General features: G+C 70.6%; 17 protein-coding genes. 3 read left to right on the forward strand and 14 right to left on the reverse strand.

Features of this window, described 5'->3' with window-relative positions:
• Window positions 1-15 precede the first annotated feature (15 nt).
• From ACYVK5_RS20600 to ACYVK5_RS20615, 4 genes are read right to left on the reverse strand one after another with little or no spacing between them, the layout of a single operon-like run.
• Window positions 16-978 carry a tetratricopeptide repeat protein gene (locus ACYVK5_RS20600; RefSeq protein WP_460707853.1) on the reverse strand — a complete coding sequence of 321 codons (963 nt, stop codon included), beginning with the start codon at window positions 976-978 and terminating at the stop codon, window positions 16-18.
• Window positions 979-1032: 54 nt separating this feature from the next.
• Window positions 1033-2076 (reverse strand): hypothetical protein, encoded by a 1044-nt coding sequence (locus ACYVK5_RS20605; RefSeq protein WP_460707854.1) that lies wholly within the window; start codon window positions 2074-2076, stop codon window positions 1033-1035.
• Window positions 2073-3095 (reverse strand): hypothetical protein, encoded by a 1023-nt coding sequence (locus ACYVK5_RS20610; protein WP_460707855.1) that lies wholly within the window; start codon window positions 3093-3095, stop codon window positions 2073-2075. Before ACYVK5_RS20610 ends, ACYVK5_RS20605 begins: the two co-directional genes overlap by 4 nt.
• The gene (locus ACYVK5_RS20615; RefSeq protein WP_460707856.1) at window positions 3092-4573 is read right to left on the reverse strand and encodes a hypothetical protein; all 1482 of its coding nucleotides are present in this window, start codon (window positions 4571-4573) and stop codon (window positions 3092-3094) included. The genes ACYVK5_RS20610 and ACYVK5_RS20615 overlap by 4 nt, the downstream gene beginning before the upstream one ends.
• 262 nt (window positions 4574-4835) lie before the next feature.
• Here ACYVK5_RS20615 and ACYVK5_RS20620 point away from each other — a divergent pair, with 262 nt between their 5' ends.
• Entirely contained in the window at window positions 4836-6332 is a 1497-nt protein-coding gene (locus ACYVK5_RS20620) for a DivIVA domain-containing protein (protein ID WP_460707857.1), read from the forward strand.
• Between the two features lie 90 nt (window positions 6333-6422).
• Here the strand turns inward: ACYVK5_RS20620 and ACYVK5_RS20625 are convergent, their stop codons facing one another.
• From ACYVK5_RS20625 to ACYVK5_RS20635, 3 genes are all read right to left on the reverse strand, one after another.
• Complete coding sequence (locus ACYVK5_RS20625) at window positions 6423-7229, reverse strand: alpha/beta fold hydrolase (protein WP_460707858.1); 807 nt, start codon at window positions 7227-7229, stop codon at window positions 6423-6425.
• A 157-nt stretch (window positions 7230-7386) separates the two neighbouring features.
• On the reverse strand, window positions 7387-8148 hold the full coding sequence (locus tag ACYVK5_RS20630) for an alpha/beta hydrolase (RefSeq protein WP_460707859.1): 762 nt from the start codon (window positions 8146-8148) through the stop codon (window positions 7387-7389).
• A gap of 79 nt (window positions 8149-8227) precedes the next feature.
• Window positions 8228-8527 (reverse strand): hypothetical protein, encoded by a 300-nt coding sequence (locus ACYVK5_RS20635; protein ID WP_460707861.1) that lies wholly within the window; start codon window positions 8525-8527, stop codon window positions 8228-8230.
• 136 nt (window positions 8528-8663) lie between these two features.
• Here ACYVK5_RS20635 and ACYVK5_RS20640 point away from each other — a divergent pair, with 136 nt between their 5' ends.
• Window positions 8664-9722, forward strand: coding sequence for an FKBP-type peptidyl-prolyl cis-trans isomerase (locus ACYVK5_RS20640; RefSeq protein WP_460707862.1), 1059 nt, complete (start codon window positions 8664-8666; stop codon window positions 9720-9722).
• 172 nt (window positions 9723-9894) lie between these two features.
• Here the strand turns inward: ACYVK5_RS20640 and nrdF are convergent, their stop codons facing one another.
• The 5 genes from nrdF to ACYVK5_RS20665 form a co-directional block, all read right to left on the reverse strand.
• The gene (nrdF, locus tag ACYVK5_RS20645) at window positions 9895-10875 is read right to left on the reverse strand and encodes a class 1b ribonucleoside-diphosphate reductase subunit beta (RefSeq protein WP_460707863.1); all 981 of its coding nucleotides are present in this window, start codon (window positions 10873-10875) and stop codon (window positions 9895-9897) included.
• Between the two features lie 99 nt (window positions 10876-10974).
• Window positions 10975-13110, reverse strand: coding sequence for a class 1b ribonucleoside-diphosphate reductase subunit alpha (gene nrdE / locus ACYVK5_RS20650; RefSeq protein ID WP_460707864.1), 2136 nt, complete (start codon window positions 13108-13110; stop codon window positions 10975-10977).
• On the reverse strand, window positions 13107-13559 hold the full coding sequence (gene nrdI, locus ACYVK5_RS20655; RefSeq protein WP_460707865.1) for a class Ib ribonucleoside-diphosphate reductase assembly flavoprotein NrdI: 453 nt from the start codon (window positions 13557-13559) through the stop codon (window positions 13107-13109). The genes nrdE and nrdI overlap by 4 nt, the downstream gene beginning before the upstream one ends.
• A gap of 26 nt (window positions 13560-13585) precedes the next feature.
• Window positions 13586-13828, reverse strand: coding sequence for a glutaredoxin-like protein NrdH (gene nrdH, locus ACYVK5_RS20660; RefSeq protein ID WP_460707866.1), 243 nt, complete (start codon window positions 13826-13828; stop codon window positions 13586-13588).
• 761 nt (window positions 13829-14589) lie between these two features.
• Window positions 14590-16038 (reverse strand): GH1 family beta-glucosidase, encoded by a 1449-nt coding sequence (locus ACYVK5_RS20665; protein WP_460707867.1) that lies wholly within the window; start codon window positions 16036-16038, stop codon window positions 14590-14592.
• A gap of 180 nt (window positions 16039-16218) precedes the next feature.
• Here ACYVK5_RS20665 and ACYVK5_RS20670 point away from each other — a divergent pair, with 180 nt between their 5' ends.
• Window positions 16219-16458 carry a hypothetical protein gene (locus ACYVK5_RS20670; RefSeq protein WP_460707868.1) on the forward strand — a complete coding sequence of 80 codons (240 nt, stop codon included), beginning with the start codon at window positions 16219-16221 and terminating at the stop codon, window positions 16456-16458.
• A gap of 18 nt (window positions 16459-16476) precedes the next feature.
• Here ACYVK5_RS20670 and yicI read toward each other — a convergent pair whose 3' ends face one another.
• On the reverse strand, window positions 16477-18783 hold the full coding sequence (yicI, locus tag ACYVK5_RS20675) for an alpha-xylosidase (RefSeq protein ID WP_460707869.1): 2307 nt from the start codon (window positions 18781-18783) through the stop codon (window positions 16477-16479).
• Between the two features lie 55 nt (window positions 18784-18838).
• Window positions 18839-19723: a carbohydrate ABC transporter permease gene (locus tag ACYVK5_RS20680; protein WP_460707870.1), complete on the reverse strand. Its 885-nt coding sequence runs from the start codon at window positions 19721-19723 to the stop codon at window positions 18839-18841.
• Window position 19724: the final 1 nt, after the last annotated feature.

Genomic DNA, 19724 nt, shown 5'->3' on the forward strand with positions numbered 1-19724 from the left:
CTCGCGAGCGTGCGGTCAGTACAGGCTGATCGCCAGGCGCTGGCGGGCCTTGTTGACCCGCGGGTCGCTCACGCCGACCACCTCGAAGTACTCCAGCAGGCGCAGGCGAACCCGTTCCTTGTCGTCGCCGTCGAGGCCGGGGAGCAGGTCCAGGAGCCGGGCGAAGGCGTCCTCGACCTTGCCGCCGAGCACGTCCAGGTCCGCCACGGCCAGCTGCGCCGTCACGTCCGACGGCGCGTCGGCGGCCGCCTTGCGCACCGCGGCGAGGTCGGCGTCGTGGGTGCGCCGCATCAGGCGCACCTGCGCCAGGCCCGCCGTCGCGTCGGTGTCCTTCGGGTCCTGCTTGAGGGCCGTGCTGTACGCCTCCTCGGCGGCGGCGAGGTCGTCACGCTCGATGGCGTCGTAGGCCTCCTGGTGCAGCGGCGGCAGCGGCTTCTCCGCCTCGGGCTCCGCCTCCGGGGCCGGCGCGGCGTCGCCCCCGGCCGACGGCGCCCGCCCGGTCACGCCGTTCTGCTCGGCGGCTGCCAGCACCTGGTCGATCACCGGGCGCACCTGCTCCTCGGGCGCGTTGCCCGCGAACAGCGGCAGCGGCTGCCCCTGCAGCACGGCCACGACGGCCGGCACGCCCTGCACCTGGAACGCCGCGACGATCTGCGGGTAGGTCTGGGCGTCGACGCGACCGAGCAGGAACCTGCCGTCGTACTCGGCGGCGAGGCCCGCGAGCGTGGTGGCGAGCTCGGCGTTCTCGGCGTCCGTGGGCGCCCAGAGCAGGATCACCACGGGGTACGTGGCGGAGTCGCGCACCACCTGCTCGAAGTTCGCGTCGGTCAGGTCCCGCACGTACCCGCCGGCCTCGGGCGCGCCGCCCGGCTCGCCCGGTGGCGGCGCCTGCGGGCGCGTCAGGGCGGACAGGTCGACGGCGCCGCGCGCGGCGGCAAAGCTCTGGGGTGCCGGGGTCGGCTGGTCGGACGTGGTCATGGCCCTCATCCTACGAAAACGCGAGGCCCGGCGGGACCCCGAACACCCCGGCGCTCAGTCGCAGTCGGCGGGTTCGCCGGCCGACTCCGCCGCGACCGCGACATGCTCGAACCCGACCAGGTGCAGCGTGGCGCCGGATCCCTCGGGCGGCACGTAGAGCGCGACGACGTCCAGGTATCTCGTCCGCAGCAGGTTGGTCACGTCCTGGTCGCCGAGGAGAGCCTGCTGGGTCGCGAAGTCGTCCGACGGCTCGGCGCACGCACCCTCCTGGAGCTGGATCGTCTGCGTGGAGTCGATCGCGCCGATCACGATCGCGCCGCCGTCGACGGTACGCATCCCCCGCACGCCCAGGTCGGCGTTCCGCTCGGCGCTGAAGGAGTACTTGCCCTCGGACGCCTTCCAGCCGTCCGCCTTCTTCTGCGCGGACTCCTGGTCGCGCAGCAGCGCGCGGAAGTCGTCGTCGTCCTCGAACCGGTCGGCGGACGCGGAGTCCGCGTCGCCGGAGAGGAGGTCCGCGTAGGCCGATACCGCCTTCGCCGGAGTCATCGCCAGCGAGTCGTCGTCGGCCGCCACCGCCTCGGTGCCCGTGACGGTCGAGGCGAACGGCGGCAGCGTCGCACGCCGTAGCAGCTTCACCCACGCCCAGAGCTTGTAGTCGTCGCGGGCCGACCGCTGCTCGAACGCGTACAGCATGGGCACCGTGCCGTCGTCCGGCGGGGTGCTCACCGCCAGGCTGGTACGCGGCCAGTCGGGCTCCGACGGCAGCACGACCGCCTGCATGCTCATCGGAAGGGCGGTGACGCGCTCGTCGTCCGCGAGGATCCTGGCGACCTCGATCTGGCTCGCGCGCAGCTCACGGGCCGGCCCCGCGGTGCGCGTGCCCAGCACCTTCGTGTCGCGCCCGGCAGTGGCCGTCTCGACTGTCTCGGCGACCCGGGCGATGATCGTCCTCTCCTGCTCCTCGGTCACCACGGCGCCGACCACGGCAGGCTCCGGCTCAGGGGCGGGGAGGCCGCCCGCCGTGCAGCCCACCACGGTGAGGCTCACCAGCGCTGCGACGGCGCCGACGACCGGAGCCGCGCGGCGAGGAGGCCTCACTTGTTGGTCGCCGAGACCGCGACGTGCTCGAACCCGACCAGGCGCAGCTTGTCGTCGGAGCCCTCGGGCGGCACGTAGAGCGCGACGACGTCCACGTACCTCGTGCGCAGGACGTTCGTCACGTCCTGGCCGCCGAAGAGAGCCTTCTGCGTCACGAAGCCGTTCGACGGCGGCGCCTCGGCCTTGTCCTGGAGCTGGATCACCTGCGACGAGTTGATCGCGCCCATCACGATCGCGCCGCCGTCGACCGTGCGCATCGCCTGCACGCCCGCCTTCTCGTCCGGCTTGGCGCTGAAGGAGTACTTGCCCTCGGACTTCTTCCAGCCGTCCGCCTTCTTCTGTGCGGACTCCTGCTTGCGCATCAGGTCACGGAAGTCGTCGTCCTCGACCTCGTCGGCGAACTTGGAGTCGCCTTCCTCGGACAGGACGTCCGCGTACATGGCGACGGCCTTCGTCGGGGACATCGCCAGGGACTCGCCGTCGTCGGCCGCGACCTCCTCCGTCCCGGTGTCCGTCGAGGCGAACCGCGGCAGCGTCACGCCGGGCAGCAGGCGGGCCCACGCCCACAGCTTGTAGTCGGCGCGGGCGGAGGCCTGGTTGAACGCGTAGAGCACCGGAGCCGTGAGGTCCTTCGGCTGTGTGCTCACGGCCAGGCTGGTCCGCGGCCACTCGGGGTCCGAGGGAAGCATCACGGACTGCATGCTCATCGGCAGGTTCGTGACCTGGTCGTCCTTCTTGAGCTTCTTGGCCACCTCGATCTGGCTCGTGCGCACCTCCTTGGCCGGCCCGGCCGTGCGCGCGTCGAGGGCGCCGGTCTTCCGCTCCTTCGTGGCCGTCTCCACCGACTCGGCCACCCGGCTGATGATCGTCTTCTCCTGCTCCTCGGTCACCACGGTACCGACGACGGCCGGCTCGGGCTCGGGAACGGGAAGCTCCTGCGCGCACCCTGCGAGCAGGGCGACGGCCAGCAGCGGGGCGGCCGCTGCGGACGCACGGCGTGCGGTGCGGCGGTAGGTCATCGGTTCTCTCCGTCCTTGATCCCCCAGGCCTCGCGCCACGCGGCCGCGCGACTCGAGGAGGCCTGCGGCTCGGGCTGGGGCGGCTCCGGCTGAGCCGGCTCGACCTGCTGAGGTGACACGACGGGCTGCATGCCCGTGTTCCCGCGGCGGGCGGCCTGCTCGGCCAGGCGCCGCTCGCGGCGCGTCATCAGCTTGCCCGGCGTTCCTGAGGAGCCGCTGGACACCGCGGCCTGTGGCGGGCCGGCCACGGGGGCCGGTGGTGTCGGGGCGGGCGCCGGTGGTGTCGGGGCGGGCGCCGACGGAGCGGACGGCATCGGGGCGGCCGGTCGCGTGACGCCCGGATCCGGGGCGCCCCGGCCGCGGCGGCGACGCAGGCTGCCCGGCGCGGGAGGACCGGCCGGCGCCTGCTGGGCGCCGGGATACTCGGTCGGCCCGGACGGGAACCCGGTGGGCGCGGACCCGGCGGCGCTCCAGGGTCCACCCGCGGCGGGCGCGGGCGCCGGGCGCGGAACGGTGTCGCCACCGGGCACCGACGGTGGCGGGGTCGGGGCCGAGCCCCAGGCCGGCGCGGTCGCGGGCGGTACGGGCGGCAGCGGCGCGACGCCCTGGTCGTCGTCGGTCAGCGGGATCGGCGCCTGCTCGGCCGGGCCGGGCGGGAACGGGCTGTCGGACTTCTCGCCCGGCGCGCGCGAGAACGGAGAATCCTCGGCGGACCCGGGGTGCGACGCGTCGTCCTGGTGGTCGAGCGGCTGCCGGACGGTCCTGGCGGGCTTGCGGCCCTTGCCGGACTTCTTGCCGTCTCGCCCGCCGGGCTTCCTGCGCACGCCCACCAGCAGGAAGACACCCAGCAGCACGAGGAATCCGCCGCCGATGACACCGGGCCAGAGGTACGGGGTGGTCACCGGGCGGGGCCAGGTCAGCTCGACGGTCGGGGGCTCGGCGCCCTCGCCCACCCCGGCGGCGAGAAGCACGTAGGGACCCGGCTGATCGGTGTACCGCATGCTGACGCTGGTCTCGCCGCTCACCTCGGAGATCCACAGGTCGGAGCCGGCGGGCTCAGGGCCGTCGGACGCCCTCTCCGCGGGCTCGGAGGCGTCCTCGCCTTCCTCACCCTCCTCGGCAGCCTCACCGTCGTCGCCGTCGGACACGCCCGCTCCCGGAACGACGGAGAGCTCGGTCCAGTCCGCCATCCCGGTCACCGAGTCGTAGGGATCGTCGCCGACCCAGCCGAGCACGTCCGTCTCGGTACCGATGGCGAGGGTGACCTCCTGCCCCTCGGGGACCGACGCGCGCACCGTGACGCTCTCGTCGACCATTCCCAGCACGCCGGGAACGGTGACCAGCATCGTCGCGTCGCCACTCGGGGTCGCCGTGGCGACCACCGTGTCGGACTCGCGCAGGATCGTCGCCGTCGCGACGCCGTACCCCGCCCCGCCGAGACCGGCGAGAATGAGGAGGATCGCCAGAAAGCGTTGCACCATCCGTTCCCTTCGTGGGTGCCGAGGACCGACGGTCCAGCATAGGGTGGTCGGCTGTACGGTCGTCCAGCGGGGGGCGACGGCGGGAACCGTCACGGTTCTTTCACCTGCTGTCTTCACACTCTGCCCTCGAATACCACGAAAGCCATATTTCAAGCGGGTACACATCAGGCCGCGCTGCGCGTATCCTGGGCGCCGGACAGGCCGCGAATCTGCGGCATCCCTGGCCGGGGAATCACGGTCTTGCCACGGAGGTCTGCACGTGTCAGACGAGCGATCGCTCTTCCCGACAGTCATGCGCGGTTACGACCGCGACCAGGTGCACAGCCACCTCGACCGGCTCAATGCCGCCCTGGAGGAGGCGCGACGACAGGTCGAGTCGTCCGACTCGCTCGCCTCGAAGCTCCAGTCCGACCTCAGCGACACCAAGCAGCGGCTGAAGGAGAGCGACAAGCCGTCGTACGCGGGCCTCGGGTCGCGGATCGAGATGCTGCTGCGCTCGGCGGAGGAGCAGTCGTCCGACATCCTCACCCAGGCGAACCAGCAGGCCGCCGACATCATGGCGCGCGCGAAGCTCTCGGCCGGCCAGGTCCGCTCGCGGGCCGAGTCCGAGGCCGCGGAGATGCTCGCCAGCGCCCGCCGCGAGGCCGAGGAGATCCGCACGACGATGGCCGCCGAGGCCGACGGCCACCTCGTCGCGGCACAGCGGCGCGCCGAGGAGCTCGTCGGTTCGGCCGAGCGCGAGGCCGCCCTGATCACGTCGGGCATCGCCACCGAGGAGTCCGAGCGCCGGGCCAGCCTGGAGCGAGAGCTCGGCACGCTGCGCTCGACGGTCGAGCGCGAGACCACCGAGCTGCGCGTCAACACGGAGCGGGAAGCCGCCCAGCTGCGCGCCAAGGTCGCCGCCGAGACCGCCGCCCAGCGCGAGAGCGCCGAGAAGGAGTCCACCGAGCTCACGGAGCGCGCCCGCCGCGAGGCGGAGCACCTCGTCGCCGAGGCGAAGCGCGAGGCCTCCGAGGCGGCGAACGCGGTCACCTCCGACCTCGAGGACCTGCGGGAGCAGGCGCGGAACGCGCTCGCCGAGGCGGATCTCGACATCGCCACCCGCAAGGAGCAGGTGGAGACCGAACTCTCCGAGCGGCACGCCAAGGCCAAGGAAGAGACCGACAAGCTGGTCAAGGCCGCCGAGGAGCACGCCGCCGAGGCGGAGAAGCGCGTGGCCGTGGCCCTCGAACAGGCCGAGAAGGTCCGCTCGGAGTCCGATGTCTACGTCAAGGACCTCGTCGCGGACTCGCGACGCACCGCGGACCGCATCGTCGCCGAGGCCCGCGAGTTCGCCGACCAGACCATCGCGGACGCCCGTGCCGAGGCGGAGCAGCAGCGCGCGTCGGCCCAGAACCAGCTCGAAGACCTCACGCGGCAGCACGACTCGATCAACGGCTACCTCGACGAGCTGCGCGGCATGCTCGGCGGGGGCCAGCAGGGCGGCAAGAGCGACGGCTCCGCGGCGCTCGCCACGGCGACGGGCGGCAGCCCCCTGACCCCGGCGCAGCAGGCCCGCTTCGGAGGCGTCGGCGCGGGGAAGGACGACGACGAGCAGGCCGGCAAGCCCCCCGCCGCCATCCCGCCCCGCTCGCCCAAGCCCGCCCCGTCCGCGGACGAGGTCAGCTCGGCGACCGTGGTCATCCCGCAGGTCGACGGCGGCGAGGACGATGCGGAGAACGGCAAGTCGGAGAGCAAGGCGGAGGCGAACGCCTGAGGCCACGCCGCGCCGCGCCGGAATCGGTGTGACGGACCACGGCCGCCGGACGATCCTTCGTCCGGCGGCCGTGGTTCCTTCTGCTCCGGTTCAGCGGTCCCGCACGCGCCGGTGCAGGTCCGCCAGCGTGCGGGCCACCATCTGCGGGTCCTCGACCGGCGCCATGTGACCGGCGTCGGGCACCTCGGTCAGCGTGACGTCCCCGCCGGCCATCCTCACCGCGGCGGCCATGTGCTCCGCCTCCGCACGCGGCGACAGCCTGTCCTGCTCCCCCACCACGACGGCCACCGGTGCCTCGTACTTCTCGAGCACGGCGGTCCTGTCGGGTCGCACCGCCATCGCGCGCTGCATCCACGCGACGCCCGCCGGTGACTGGGAGCGGATCCAGCTCTCCAGCACCGGGAAGAGATGACGCCGCTCGATGGCGCTGGTGTCCGACAGCAGGGCCGCCGGCATCCCGAGCACCGCATCCACGGTCTGCGTCTCCTCGACGGCGCTCGCGATCCGGCGCCGGTTCGCCTGCGCCTCGTCGGTGTCCGCGACCGACTTCGTGTCGACGAGCCCGAGCCCGGCGACGAAGCCGGGATACAGGTCGGCGAGCGCCAGGGCGACGTATCCCCCCATCGACAGTCCGACCACGATCGCGTTGCCCACACCCATCCCGCGCAGCGTGTCGTGCACGCGCTCGGCACTGTGCTCGAGCGCGGGCCGGGCGCCGTCGAGGTCGGAGTGCCCGGCCCCGGGCAGGTCGACGCCGATCGCGCGGATGCCGGGCGGCAGCGCCGTGGCGCACGCGGCCCACATGCGCAGGTCCAGCGGGAAGCCGTGCAGCAGGACGAGCGGGAGGCCGCCGCCTGTGCGCAGGTCGATCGTGTTCAGCGGAGTCGTCCGAGTCATTGCCGCGCCTCCTTGTGGGGCGACCGCGCCCCGTGCTCCGGGGCGACTTCCGCCCCCTCGTCCCAGGTTAGTGCCCGCCGGTACGACCTGGGGAGGCACACGGGCCCGACGCGAGTGGGTTCTTCCGCAGCCGGTGAACCCGTCGTGCCCGGAGGGCCTACGCGTCCGGGAGGGAGCCTTCCCAGTGCGTCGGCAGCGGGAGCGCGTGGCCGGGAAGCACATGGCCCACGATCTCGTCGAGTACGCGACGCACCGCCGTCTCGCCCACCCACAGGTGCTTCGCGCCGTCGACGCCGATCACCTCGGCCTGCGGTACCCGGGCGAACCTGCGACGCGCCTCGTCGGGGCGCAGGTAGTCGTCGAGCTCGGGGACCAGCACGACGAGCGGCTTCCCGAGTTCGGCCCAGCGGTCCAGGTCGTCGTCGGTCGCGCGGTGCAGCGGCGGGGAGAGCAGGATGGCGCCCTCGACGCTCGGGTCCGTGCCGTGCTTCAGGACCAGCTCGGTACCGAACGACCAGCCGACCAGCCAGGGGTTCGGTAGCTCGCGGAACTCCGCCAGCTCGATGGCGGCGGCGACGTCGTACCGCTCGGCCTCGCCGCCGTCGAACTCGCCCTCGCTCGTGCCGCGGGGCGAGCTGGTGCCACGCGTGTTGAACCGCAGGACGGCGAGGTCGGCCAGCGCCGGGAGCCGCCAGGCGGCCTTGCGGTACACGTGCGAGTCCATGAATCCCCCGTGCGTCGGCAGCGGGTGAAAGGTGACCAGGGTGGCCGACGGCGTCCGCGGGGTGCCGTCCGGCCCGACGGGCCGGGCGAGCTCCCCCACGAGCGTCAGGCCGTCCGCGGTGTGCAGCTCGACGTTCTCGCGCAGCGCGGGGAGGACCGTCGTGGAGCGGATCTGGTGCGAGGTCTGGGTAGTCATCGGGTCTATTCTCACAGGCGCCCGAGAGGTGAGCCGTCAGCCGATCCGGCACCTCGCACCCGGACCGGGCCGCGCGCTGTCAGTGGAGGTTGGTGCGGCGGCGCCAGCAGCTGCTGTGCCAGTGGCGGCGCTGTTCGAGGCCGGCGTCGGGGCCTCCGATGACGTCGGACCGCCAGGCGACGACGTGGGCCGTGCCGGGGGGCACGTCCTGTCGGCAGGCCGGGCAGACGTAGGTCTTCTCGGACGAGTGGACGTGCTGGATCACCCACTCGCCGTCGGACGCGGACTCGCTGCGGCGGCCGCCCGTGGCCCGGTCGAGGTCGAGCGGGCGGTGCTCGGCTCCGTAAGGTCGCTTGCTGGATCGGCGCTTGGACGGCATGTCGTCATTGTTCCAGGGCCGGGCGGCTGCGGTCGGTTCACGCCTCGTCGGGCGTTTCACCACGGTCCAGGTGTTTCCAGGCTCGGACCGTTACAGTGTGCCGGTCCGGCACTACCTACCGATCGAAGGACACAACGTGAAGCACCGCACCACAGCCGGCCTGGCGGCGTTCGCCCTGGGCTCCGCCCTCGTGCTCACCGGATGCGGTGACGGCGACGAATCCGGCGACGCGGACGCGTCGGCGAGCCCGTCAGCGGAAGCGTCGGGTGCGAGCGCGGAGCCCATCGCCGTCGGCGGCGTCTGCGAACCGGGGGCCGCTCAGCCCGAGGCGGCGCCGGAGGCCACGGAAGCGGACCTGGAGGCCGTCAAGGGCGTCGAGGTCACGGGAGAGCCCGGCGAGAAGCCTGAGGAGGTGTCCTTCGAGACGCCGCTCGCCGTCGAGGGTGTCGCCGTCAACGTGCTCGACGAGGGCGACGGTGCCGCGCTCGAGCAGGGTGGTCAGGTCACGTTCCACGACTACGGGGTCGACGGCGAGGACGCCGAGCCGTTCGAGGGTGAGGACGGCGAGCCGCGGCCCTCGACCTGGGACGAAGGGCAGTCCGCGCAGGAGTTCGCGCTCGGCGATCCGACGTACCAGATCCTCAACGACCCGCTGACCGGCCTCAACGTCGGCGCACGGGTCGTCATCGCCTGGCAGGGCATGACGGGCGCCACCGAGGTGCACGTGGTCGACGTGGTCGACGCCGAGCCCGCGGCCGATCCCGTGCGCGCGGAGGGCACCGCCGTCGAACCGGAGGCCGGCCTCCCGACCGTCGAGCTCGCCGATGACGGCGCCCCGACGGTCACCATCGCCGACGACTTCGAGGAGCCGTCCGAGCTCGTCGTCCAGACGCTCATCGAGGGTGACGGGCGCGAGGTCACGGAGGAGGACGAGGTCACCGCGCACTACCTCGGCTGCCTCGTCGACGGCACGCAGTTCGACTCGTCGTGGGCGCGGTTCGAGCCCACGCCGTTCGCCCTCACGCAGGTGATCCCGGGGTGGACCGAGGGTCTCGCGGGCCAGAAGGTCGGCAGCCAGGTGCTGCTCGTCGTGCCCGCCGACAAGGCCTACGGCGAGGACGCGAGCGCCCACCAGCTGGGCGGGAAGACGCTGATCTTCGTCGTCGACATCATCGAGGCGGAAAAGGCCGCCTGACGACGGCCGGGCTCGTTGTCACGGAGTGGCCCGGTCCGTCGCGGGCCGGGCCGTCGCGGGCCGGGCCGTCGCGGACCGGGCCACAGTCGGCACGCAAGAGGCCCCGGAACCGCAGGATGCTGCGGTTCCGGGGCCTCTCAGCCGCTACGGGCGTCTGGCTTCCGACGTGGCGTCAGAAGTCCCAGTCGTCGTCCTGGGTCTCCACGGCCTTGCCGATGACGTAGCTCGAGCCCGACCCGCTGAAGAAGTCGTGGTTCTCGTCCGCGTTCGGGCTCAGCGCCGCGAGGATGGCCGGGTTGACGTCCGTGTCCTCCTTCGGGAACAGCGCCTCGTAGCCCAGGTTCATCAGCGCCTTGTTGGCGTTGTAGCGCAGGAACGCCTTGACGTCGTCGACCAGCCCCAGCTCGCCGTACAGCGACTCGGTGTAGTCCGCCTCGTTCTCGTACAGCTCGAAGAGGAGCTCGAACGTGTACGCCTTGAGTTCGTCCTGCTCAGGCTGCGTGAGCTTCTCCAGGCCCTTCTGGTACTTGTAGCCGATGTAGTACCCGTGCACGGCCTCGTCGCGGATGATGAGGCGGATCAGGTCGGCGGTGTTGGTGAGCTTGGCCCGGCTCGACCAGTACATCGGCGCGTAGAAGCCAGAGTAGAACAGGAACGACTCCAGCATCGTGGAGGCGACCTTACGCTTCAGCGGCTCGTCGCCCCGGTAGTACTCGAGAACGATCTCGGCCTTCTTCTGCAGGTGCGGGCTGCTCTCCGACCAGGCGAAGGCGTCGTCGATCTCGCGCGTCGACAGCAGGGTCGAGAAGATCGACGAGTAACTCTTGGCGTGCACCGACTCCATGAACGCGATGTTCGTGTACACGGCCTCCTCGTGCGGCGTCAGCGCGTCCGGGATGAGCGACACCGCGCCGACGGTGCCCTGGATCGTGTCCAGCAGCGTCAGGCCCGTGAACACCCGCGTCGTCATGACCTTCTCGGGTTCCGACAACGTGTGCCACGACTGGATGTCGTTGGACACCGGCACCTTCTCGGGAAGCCAGAAGTTCCCGACCAGACGGTCCCAGACCTCGAGGTCCTTCTCGTCCTCCAGGCGGTTCCAGTTGATCGCGCTCACGCGATCGATGAGCTTGAGCTTCCCCGTGGGTGACATGGCGGTTCTTTCTTCTTCCGGTGGACGACGGCGGCTGCGGCCGGGCTGATCATGGTCGGTGCGGGTGCGCCCGGGGGACCGGGCGCACCTATCGGAGCTCTAGAGCATGCAGCTCACACAGCCGTCGATCTCCGTGCCCTCCAGCGCCAACTGACGCAGTCGGATGTAGTACAGGGTCTTGATGCCCTTCCTCCAGGCGTAGATCTGTGCCTTGTTCACGTCGCGCGTGGTGACCGTGTCCGGGAAGAACAGCGTCAGGCTGAGGCCCTGGTCCACGTGCTGCGTCGCCGCGGCGTACGTGTCGATGATCTTCTCGTAGCCGATCTCGTACGCGTCCTGGTAGTACTCCAGGTTGTCGTTCGTCATGTACGGCGCCGGGTAGTAGACGCGGCCGAGCTTGCCTTCCTTGCGGATCTCGACCTTGGCCGGCACCGGGTGGATCGACGACGTGGAGTTGTTGATGTAGCTGATCGAGCCCGTCGGCGGGACCGCCTGCAGGTTCTGGTTGTAGATGCCGTGCTCCATCACCGACGCCTTGAGGGCCTTCCAGTCCTCCTGCGTCGGGATCTCCACTCCGGCATCGGCGAACAGGCGCGCCACGCGCTCGGTCGAAGGCTTCCACACCCGGTCGGTGTACTTCTCGAAGTACTCCCCCGTGGCGTACTGGGACTCCTCGAAACCACCGAACTTCTTCCCGCGCTCCATCGCCAGACGGTTCGACGCGGCGATCGCGTGGTATGCGACCGTGTAGAAGTAGATGTTCGTGAAGTCGACGCCTTCCTCGGAGCCGTAGTAGATCCGCTCGCGCGCCAGGTAGCCGTGCAGGTTCATCTGCCCCAGCCCGATGGCGTGCCCCAGCTCGTTGGCGTGCCGCACCGACGGCACCGACTCGATGCTCGTCTGGTCGCTGACGGCCGTCAGCGCGCGGATGGCGGTGTCGATCGAGGCGCCGAGGTCGGGCGAGTCCATCGCCCTGGCGATGTTCAGCGAGCCGAGGTTGCACGAGATGTCACGGCCGATGTGGCTGTACGACAGGTCCTCGTTGAACGTGGACGCCGTCGAGACCTGCAGGATCTCGGAGCACAGGTTCGAGTGGGTGATACGGCCCGCGATCGGGTTGGCCCGGTTCACCGTGTCCTCGAACATGATGTACGGATAGCCGGACTCGAACTGCAGCTCCGCGAGCGTCTGGAAGAAGTCGCGCGCGTTGATCGTCGTCTTGCGGATGCGATCGTCCGCCACCAGTTCGTCGTACTTCTCGGAGATCGAGACGTCCGCGAACGGCTTGCCGTGGACGCGCTCGACGTCGTACGGGCTGAACAGGTACATGTCCGCGTTCTTCTTGGCGAGCTCGAACGTGATGTCCGGGATGACCACGCCGAGGGAGAGGGTCTTGATGCGGACCTTCTCGTCCGCGTTCTCCCGCTTGGTGTCGAGGAACCGCATGATGTCCGGGTGGTGCGCGTGCAGGTACACCGCCCCCGCGCCCTGGCGCGCGCCGAGCTGGTTCGCGTACGAGAACGAGTCCTCCAGCAGCTTCATCACCGGGATGACGCCCGACGACTGGTTCTGGATGTGCTTGATCGGCGCACCGTGCTCGCGGATGTTGCTGAGCAGGAGCGCCACGCCGCCGCCGCGCTTGGACAATTGCAATGCGGAATTAATTCCGCGAGCAATTGATTCCATGTTGTCTTCAATTCTTAAAAGGAAACAACTCACCGGCTCACCGCGCTGCGCTTTACCCACGTTGAGGAACGTCGGCGTGGCCGGCTGGAACCGTCCCGCGATCACCTCGTCGACGATGCGCTCGGCGAGGGCCTCGTCGCCGTCGGCCAGGCCGAGGGCGACCATGGACACGCGGTCCTCGAAACGCTCGAGGTACTTCGTCCCGTCGAACGTCTTGAGCGTGTAGGACGTGTAGTACTTGAAGGCGCCGAGGAACGTCTCGAACCGGAAGTCCTTGCTGTACGCCCGCTGGAACAAGGTCTTGACGAATGCCCGCGAGTACTTCCCGAGCACCTCGGGGTCGTAGTACTTGTTCTCGACGAGATGGTCGAGCTTCGCCTCCAGCGTCTCGAACTGGACGGTGTTCGGCAGGACGTGCTGCAGGAAGTACTGCCGGGCCGCCTCACGGTCCTTGTCGAACTGGATCTTCCCGTCCGCGCCGTACAGGTTCAGCATCGCGTTGAGCGCGTGGAAGTCGGGCTGGATGTCCTCCGGCGTCACCGCGCTCACGCCGAGAGCGGTACCTGCCGTGGCTGGTTCTGTGGTTGCTGTTGCCAAAATCGTGCCAATCCGTTGCGGACGCGTGTGACGTCCTGCGCTGTGCCCAGGAGCTCGAAGGCGTACAGGTACGGGACGTCGCACTTGGCAGCGATGATGTCCCCGGCGATGCAGTACGCAGCCCCGAAGTTGGTGTTGCCCGCGGCGATGACGCCGCGGATGAACGACCGGTTGCCCTTGTCGTTCAGGAATTTACGAACCTGCCGCGGGACCGAGCCGCCCTCGTTGCCCCCGCCGTAGGTGGGAACCACCAGGACGTACGGCTCGTCGACCCGCAGGAACCCGTCGGCCGGCCGCAGCGGGATCCGGCGCACCGGGATACCCAGCTCCTCGAGCCCGAGGCGCTGGACGAACCGGTGCGTGTTCTCCGAGACGCTGGAGAAGTAGACCAGGGATCCCATGGCTCCGACCCTGCTGTCGCGGGCTGTCAGGCGACGACCGTCCGGGCGGCGGCGAGCTCCATGATCCGGTCCGGGCGGAAGCCCGACCAGTGGGCGTCGCCCGCCACCACGACGGGTGCCTGGAGGTACCCGAGGCCGCGGACCATCTCGAGCGCGGCGGTGTCCTGTGTGATGTCGACGACCGAGTACTCGATGCCCTTGCGGTCGAGTGCGCGGTACGTTGCGTCGCACTGGACGCACGCCGGCTTGCTGTAGACGGTGACGCTCATGTCCGCCCCTCCCCTGGGATGCCGTTGACCTCGAAGAACATCGGTGGAACTACACCGATGTGGTTTACGCGGAGTCAGATCTCTCCGCTACGGAAAACACTACACCTAGTGTCTGACGCTCGCTCGACAACGACATCTTGTGGTCGACACCCGCCACGAACCCCTGCGGGGTGTACACCCGATCGCCGGATCCCGCCCGCGGACCATGCTGCCACGGGTGTCCGACAGGTCGCCGGAGGCTCGTCCGGGACACCTCGGGAGGCGCCCGTCCGCGCCCGTCACGCGCCCCCCGAAGAGCGACACGCCGGACCCTCGGCGACCCTCGCGAAGGGCCCGCGCGGACCGTCGTCGGGCAGTGTCCGGAGCGCCGGGAGCCAGCCCTCAAAAAGGACTAACCGCCCACCAACATCGCACGAACCCGAGTTGAACTCGCGGCGTGTCGCACCCCCTTGGGCGTGTCTCACGCGCCCCTGGCGCGCAGCACCGTGATCCGGCAACACCACCGCCGGCCCCCGCCGGTCCCCGCCTGCCGCCGCTGGCCCACCGCCGGTCCCCGCCGGCCCACCGCCGGTCCCCGCCTGCCGCCGCTGGTCCGCCGCCGGCGCCGACCACGTCATTTGCGCGCGACCACGCCATTCTGTGCGGTGTGAGCGTTCTCACCGCACAGAATGGCGTGGTCGCGCGCGGGCGACCGCGACTGGCCGCGGGGGGCGCAGTCTCCGCGGGGGCGGGGCGGCGCGGCGGAGGATGGGGCCGCCGCCCTACCGGGGTTCGACGTCCGTGACCGCGGGCAGCGTGCCCGTATCCACGAGGCGGCGGTACCAGTGGGCGGAGTCCTTCCAGATGCGCTCCTGGGTGTCGTAGTCGACCCGGATGATGCCGAAGCGGCGGTCGTAGCCGTAGGCCCACTCGAAGTTGTCCAGGAGCGACCACGCGAAGTAGCCGCGCACGTCCACGCCCTTGTCGCGGGCCTGCCCGAGCGCCTCGACGTGGTCGTGCAGGTACTGCACGCGAAGCGGGTCGTGCACGCGCGCGACGCCACCCGCGACGGTGACCTCGTCGTCGAACGCCGCGCCGTTCTCGGTGACCATGAGCGGCAGGCCCGGGTACCGCTCGTGCAGCTCGACGAGCAGGTCGGTGAGGCTGGCCGGCTCGATGTTCCAGCCCATCGCCGTCCACGGGCCGGGCTGGGGCAGGAACTCGACGTCCTCGGCACCGATCCACGGGCTGCCCGCGGAGTCCTTGTGCCCGTCGGCCTGCTGCCGCTCGCCCTCGCCCGACCAGGCACGCACCCGCGCGGTGGAGTAGTAGTTCACCCCGAGCAGGGTGAGAGGCTGCCGCGTGATCTCCAGGTCGCCGTCACGCACGAACGACCAGTCGGTGAGCGAGGCGGTACGCGCCCGCAGCCCGGCCGGGTAGGCACCCTCCAGGAGGGGACCGAGGAACGACTCGTTGGCGATCTCGTCCGCCTTGCGCTTGGCGTCGAGGTCGGCGTCCGACGACGGGTCGTCAGGGCGCACGACATGCAGGTTCAGCGTGATCGACACCTTCGCCGCCGCACCGAGGACGTCGCGGATCTCCCGGACCGCCAGCCCGTGGGCGAGGTTCAGGTGGTGGATCGCCGTCAGGGCCGCGACCGGGTCGCTGATGCCCGGGGCGTGGACGCCGGAGCCGTAGCCGAGGAGCGCCGTGCACCAGGGCTCGTTCAGCGTGGTCCAGACGTCGACCCGGTCGCCGAGTTCCTCGGCCATCCGGCGGGCGTAGAGGGCGAACGCCTCGGCGGTCGCGCGGTTCGTCCAGCCGCCGGCGTCCTCGAGCTCCTGCGGCAGGTCCCAGTGGTACAGGGTGACCACCGGCTTGACCCCGGCCGCCAGCAGCGCATCGATCAGGTCCGAGTAGAACCGGATCCCCTCGGGGTTGAAGTCGCCGCTGCCGCCCGGCTGGACGCGCGGCCACGCGATCGAGAGCCGGTAGGCGTCGAGGCCGAGGTCCTCGATGTGCCGCACGTCCTCGCGCCACCGGTGGAAGTGGTCGTCGGCCACGTCCCCCGTGTCGCCGTTCAGGGTCTTGCCCGGGGTGCGGGAGAACGTGTCCCAGATCGAGGGGCCGCGGCCGCCCTCCGTCGCGCCGCCCTCGATCTGGTAGGACGCCGTGGCGGATCCCCAGGTGAAGTCGTCGGGGAAGGTGCGGGCGTCGCTCGGTGTCGCCATGTTTCTCTCCGTGAAATCGATGTCGGACTACGTCGTCGGTGCCGGGTATCGCCGTCGTCGATGTCGGGCTCCCGGTCTATCGTCACCCGCGACCGCCGGGATGCGAAACCGGGTGGCGGGGATGGAGGTGTGAGGATAGAATCGAACATGCTTACGACAAAAGGTATGGAGGTGCACGGAATGTCAGCAGTGGAAGCAGCCCTGGCCGCCGCGGTCGACGCGGCGCTGACCACGGCGGAGGTCACGTATCTGCGCACGGACGCGGCGTACTCGGCGCGCACCGAGCTCGGCACCCGGTACGACGTCGTCGTGCGTCCGGCATCCTTGCACGTGCCCGCCGAGCCACCGCATCCGGCGGGCGCCCCGGCCGGCGCCGCCGTGCTGCGCGGTGGCACGGACCTGGACGCACCGGCCGGGTAGCGGACGCACGCCCGGCGGTCACGCGGCGAGGTCGATCACCACCTCGCCAGGGCCGTCGGCCCGTGCGGCGCGCCCGGCGACCTCGACGCCCCACCCCGCCGGTGCGTCGCCGGTGCTCACGCGCACCGTGTCGCCGTCCCGGCGCACCGTGAACGCCGCGGATTCCCCCGTCCCGCCGGGCACGACGACGTCGCGCTCGTACCCGTCGGGAAGCTCGAAGCAGTGCAGGGTGACGCCCTCGGCCCAGGTGTAGTCGGGCCGGTCGTCGCGAGCGCCCACCGGGATCACCGAACCCGGCCGTGCGAGCAGGGGCAGCGAGTCGAACCCGTGCTCCTCGGCGATCCACCGGGACCCGCGGACCGTTCCGTCGCTCGTCGCCTGGGTGCCGCCGACGAGGAGCGACGGGAGCAGCCTGGTCCACTCGCCCTCGGGGAGGTAGTAGCTCACCCGGCCCTCGGCGCTGAACACGGGGGCCACGAGCAGGTCGCGCCCGAGCATGTACTGGGTGTCGACGGTGGAGGCCGCGGGGTCGTGCGGGAACTCCAGGATCATCGGGCGCATGACCGGTGTGCCTGCGCTCTCCACCTCGGCAGCAGCCTGGCCGAGGTACGGCATGAGGGAGAGCTTGAGCCGGGTGAAGCGGCGCACGACGTCGACGGCCTCGTCGTCGAACGCCCAGGGCACGCGGTAGGAGCCGGAGCCGTGCAGGCGTGAGTGCGAGGAGAGCAGGCCGAACGCGGTCCAGCGCTTGAAGACCGCCGGGTCGGGTGTGCCCTCGAAGCCGCCGATGTCGTGGCTCCAGTAGCCGAACCCCGACAGCGATAGCGACAGGCCGCCGCGCAACGACTCCGCCATGGAGACGAACGTGGACTCGCTGTCGCCGCCCCAGTGCACGGGAAAGGACTGGGTGCCGGCGGTCGCCGACCGCGCGAACACGACGGCGTCCCCGTGTCCTCGTTCCTCTTCGAGCAGTTCGAAGACCGCCTTGTTGTACAGGTAGGCGTAGTAGTTGTGCATGCGCTGCGGGTCGGACCCGTCGTGCCAGACGACGTCGGTGGGGATGCGCTCGCCGAAGTCGGTCTTGAAGCAGTCGACGCCCTGGTCCAGGAGGACTCGCAGCTTGTCCTGGTACCAGGCGGTGGCCTCGGGGTTGGTGAAGTCGACCAGCCCCATGCCGGCCTGCCACTTGTCCCACTGCCAGACGTCGCCGTCGGCCGTGGTGACCAGGTAGCCCTTCTCGGCTCCCTCGCGGAACAGGTGGGAGCGCTGGGCGATGTACGGGTTGATCCAGACGCAGACCTTCAGCCCGCGGCCGTGCAGCCGGGCCAGCATGCCCTCGGGGTCGGGGAACGTTGCCGGGTCCCACACGAAGTCGCACCAGTGGAACTGGCGCATCCAGAAGCAGTCGAAGTGGAACACCGACAGCGGGATGTCCCGTTCGGCCATGCCGTCGATGAAGCTGGTGACGGTGGCCTCGTCGTAGCTCGTGGTGAACGAGGTCGAGAGCCACAGGCCCGAGGACCAGGCCGGGAGGGGGGCGGGGCGTCCCGTCAGGGCCGTGTAGCGCCGCAGGATGTCGGCGGGCGTCGGCCCGTGGATCACGTAGTACTGGAGCGTCTGACCCGCCACCGAGAACTGGGTGCGGCTGACCGCCTCGGACCCCACCTCGAACGAGACCCGCTCGGGGTGGGCCACGAACACGCCGTAGCCGCGGTCGGTGAGGTAGAACGGCACGTTCTTGTAGGCCTGCTCGCTCGAGGTGCCGCCGTCCTCGTTCCAGATGTCGACGCTCTGGCCGTTCTTCACGAACGCGCCGAACCTCTCGCCGAGCCCGTAGACGTGCTCGCCGACGCCGAGCGCGAGCTGTTCGTGCACGAAGTCGCCCTCGGGCGTGGTGGCGATTCCGATGCTGCGTGCCGTCGACGAGGTGAGGACCTCGCCGTCGGCCACGAAGTCGACCTGCCACGGGCCGTCGGTGGCGATCCGGGCGGTGAGACCGCCCGACGTGAACTCGGCGGGGCCCTCCCCGAGGGCTGCGGGCGTGGTGGCCTTGACCACGCCGGGCTCCCTGTGGAGCGCGAAGTGCGGCCCGGGGTCGCGGCGGCCCTGGTGGTGCTCGATGCGCACGCCGATCACGCCGTCGGCCGGGGCGTCGAACGTCACGGTCACGACCGGGAGGTTCAGCGTGTCGCCACGCTTGGTGATCGGCATGGTGGGCGCGTACACCGTCAGGGTGTCGTCGCCCGCCTCCACCGCGTCGATGTCCCGGGGACGGAGCATGTCGACGCCGGGTCGCAGCTGCCAGTAGCCGTCGGTGAATCTCATGCCTGATACCTCGCTTGATCCTGGTCGGGGTCGTGGTCCAGCGGGCTGAGGGCGGTCACTTGACCGCCCCAGCGGTCACGCCCCGAGTCAGAGTGCGCTGGAAGATGAGGAAGAACACCACGGCGGGCACGAGGGAGACGAGCGTCCCCGCGTTGATGGTGGGGGCGTCCATCATCCGGTCGCCCTGCAGGGAGGCCAGCGCGATCGGGATGGTCTGGGTGTCGTTGGTGGTCAGCATGACCAGGGGGATGAAGAACTCGTTCCAGGTCCAGATGAAGAAGAAGATCATCAGCACCGAGAGGGTCGGCCGCATGATCGGGAACACGACCTGCCAGAGGATGCGCCACCGGCTCGCGCCGTCGAGGGCCGCGGCCTCCAGGAGCGCCGGCGGGAACGTGCCCAGCACGGAGGAGAGCAGGTAGGTGCCGAACGCGGACTGGATGACGGTGAAGATGATGATGACCGACCACTGCGAGTTCGACAGGCCGACGGACTGCGCCATCGTGAACAGGGGGTAGATCAGGGCCTCCTGCGGCAGCATGTTCGCGAGCAGGAACAGCGTGACGATCCACATCCGGCCCTTCACCCGGCCGATGCCGATCGCGTAGGCGTTGAGCAGCGACAGCAGGGCGCCCAGCACCGCCACGACGGCCGAGATGAACACGGAGTTCCACAGCTTGACCGGGAACTCGGTGCGTTCCCAGAAGGCGAGCACCCCGTCGAGGTAGATGCTCGACGGCAGGGACAGGGGACCGTTCGCCGAGTAGTCCTGCGGCGACTTGAGCGCGTTGAGCAGCATGATGCCGAACGGCGCGAGGATCACGAGCCCCACGAGGACGGCCGCGGCCAGGACGAGCCAGCGGCCGATCCCCCGCCTGTAGCGGGAGTCGGTCCCGCCGCTGTGCGCGCGCTGCAGGCGCACGGGTGTGGCGACAGCCATG

The sequence above is a fragment of the Myceligenerans halotolerans genome (genome assembly GCF_054782975.1).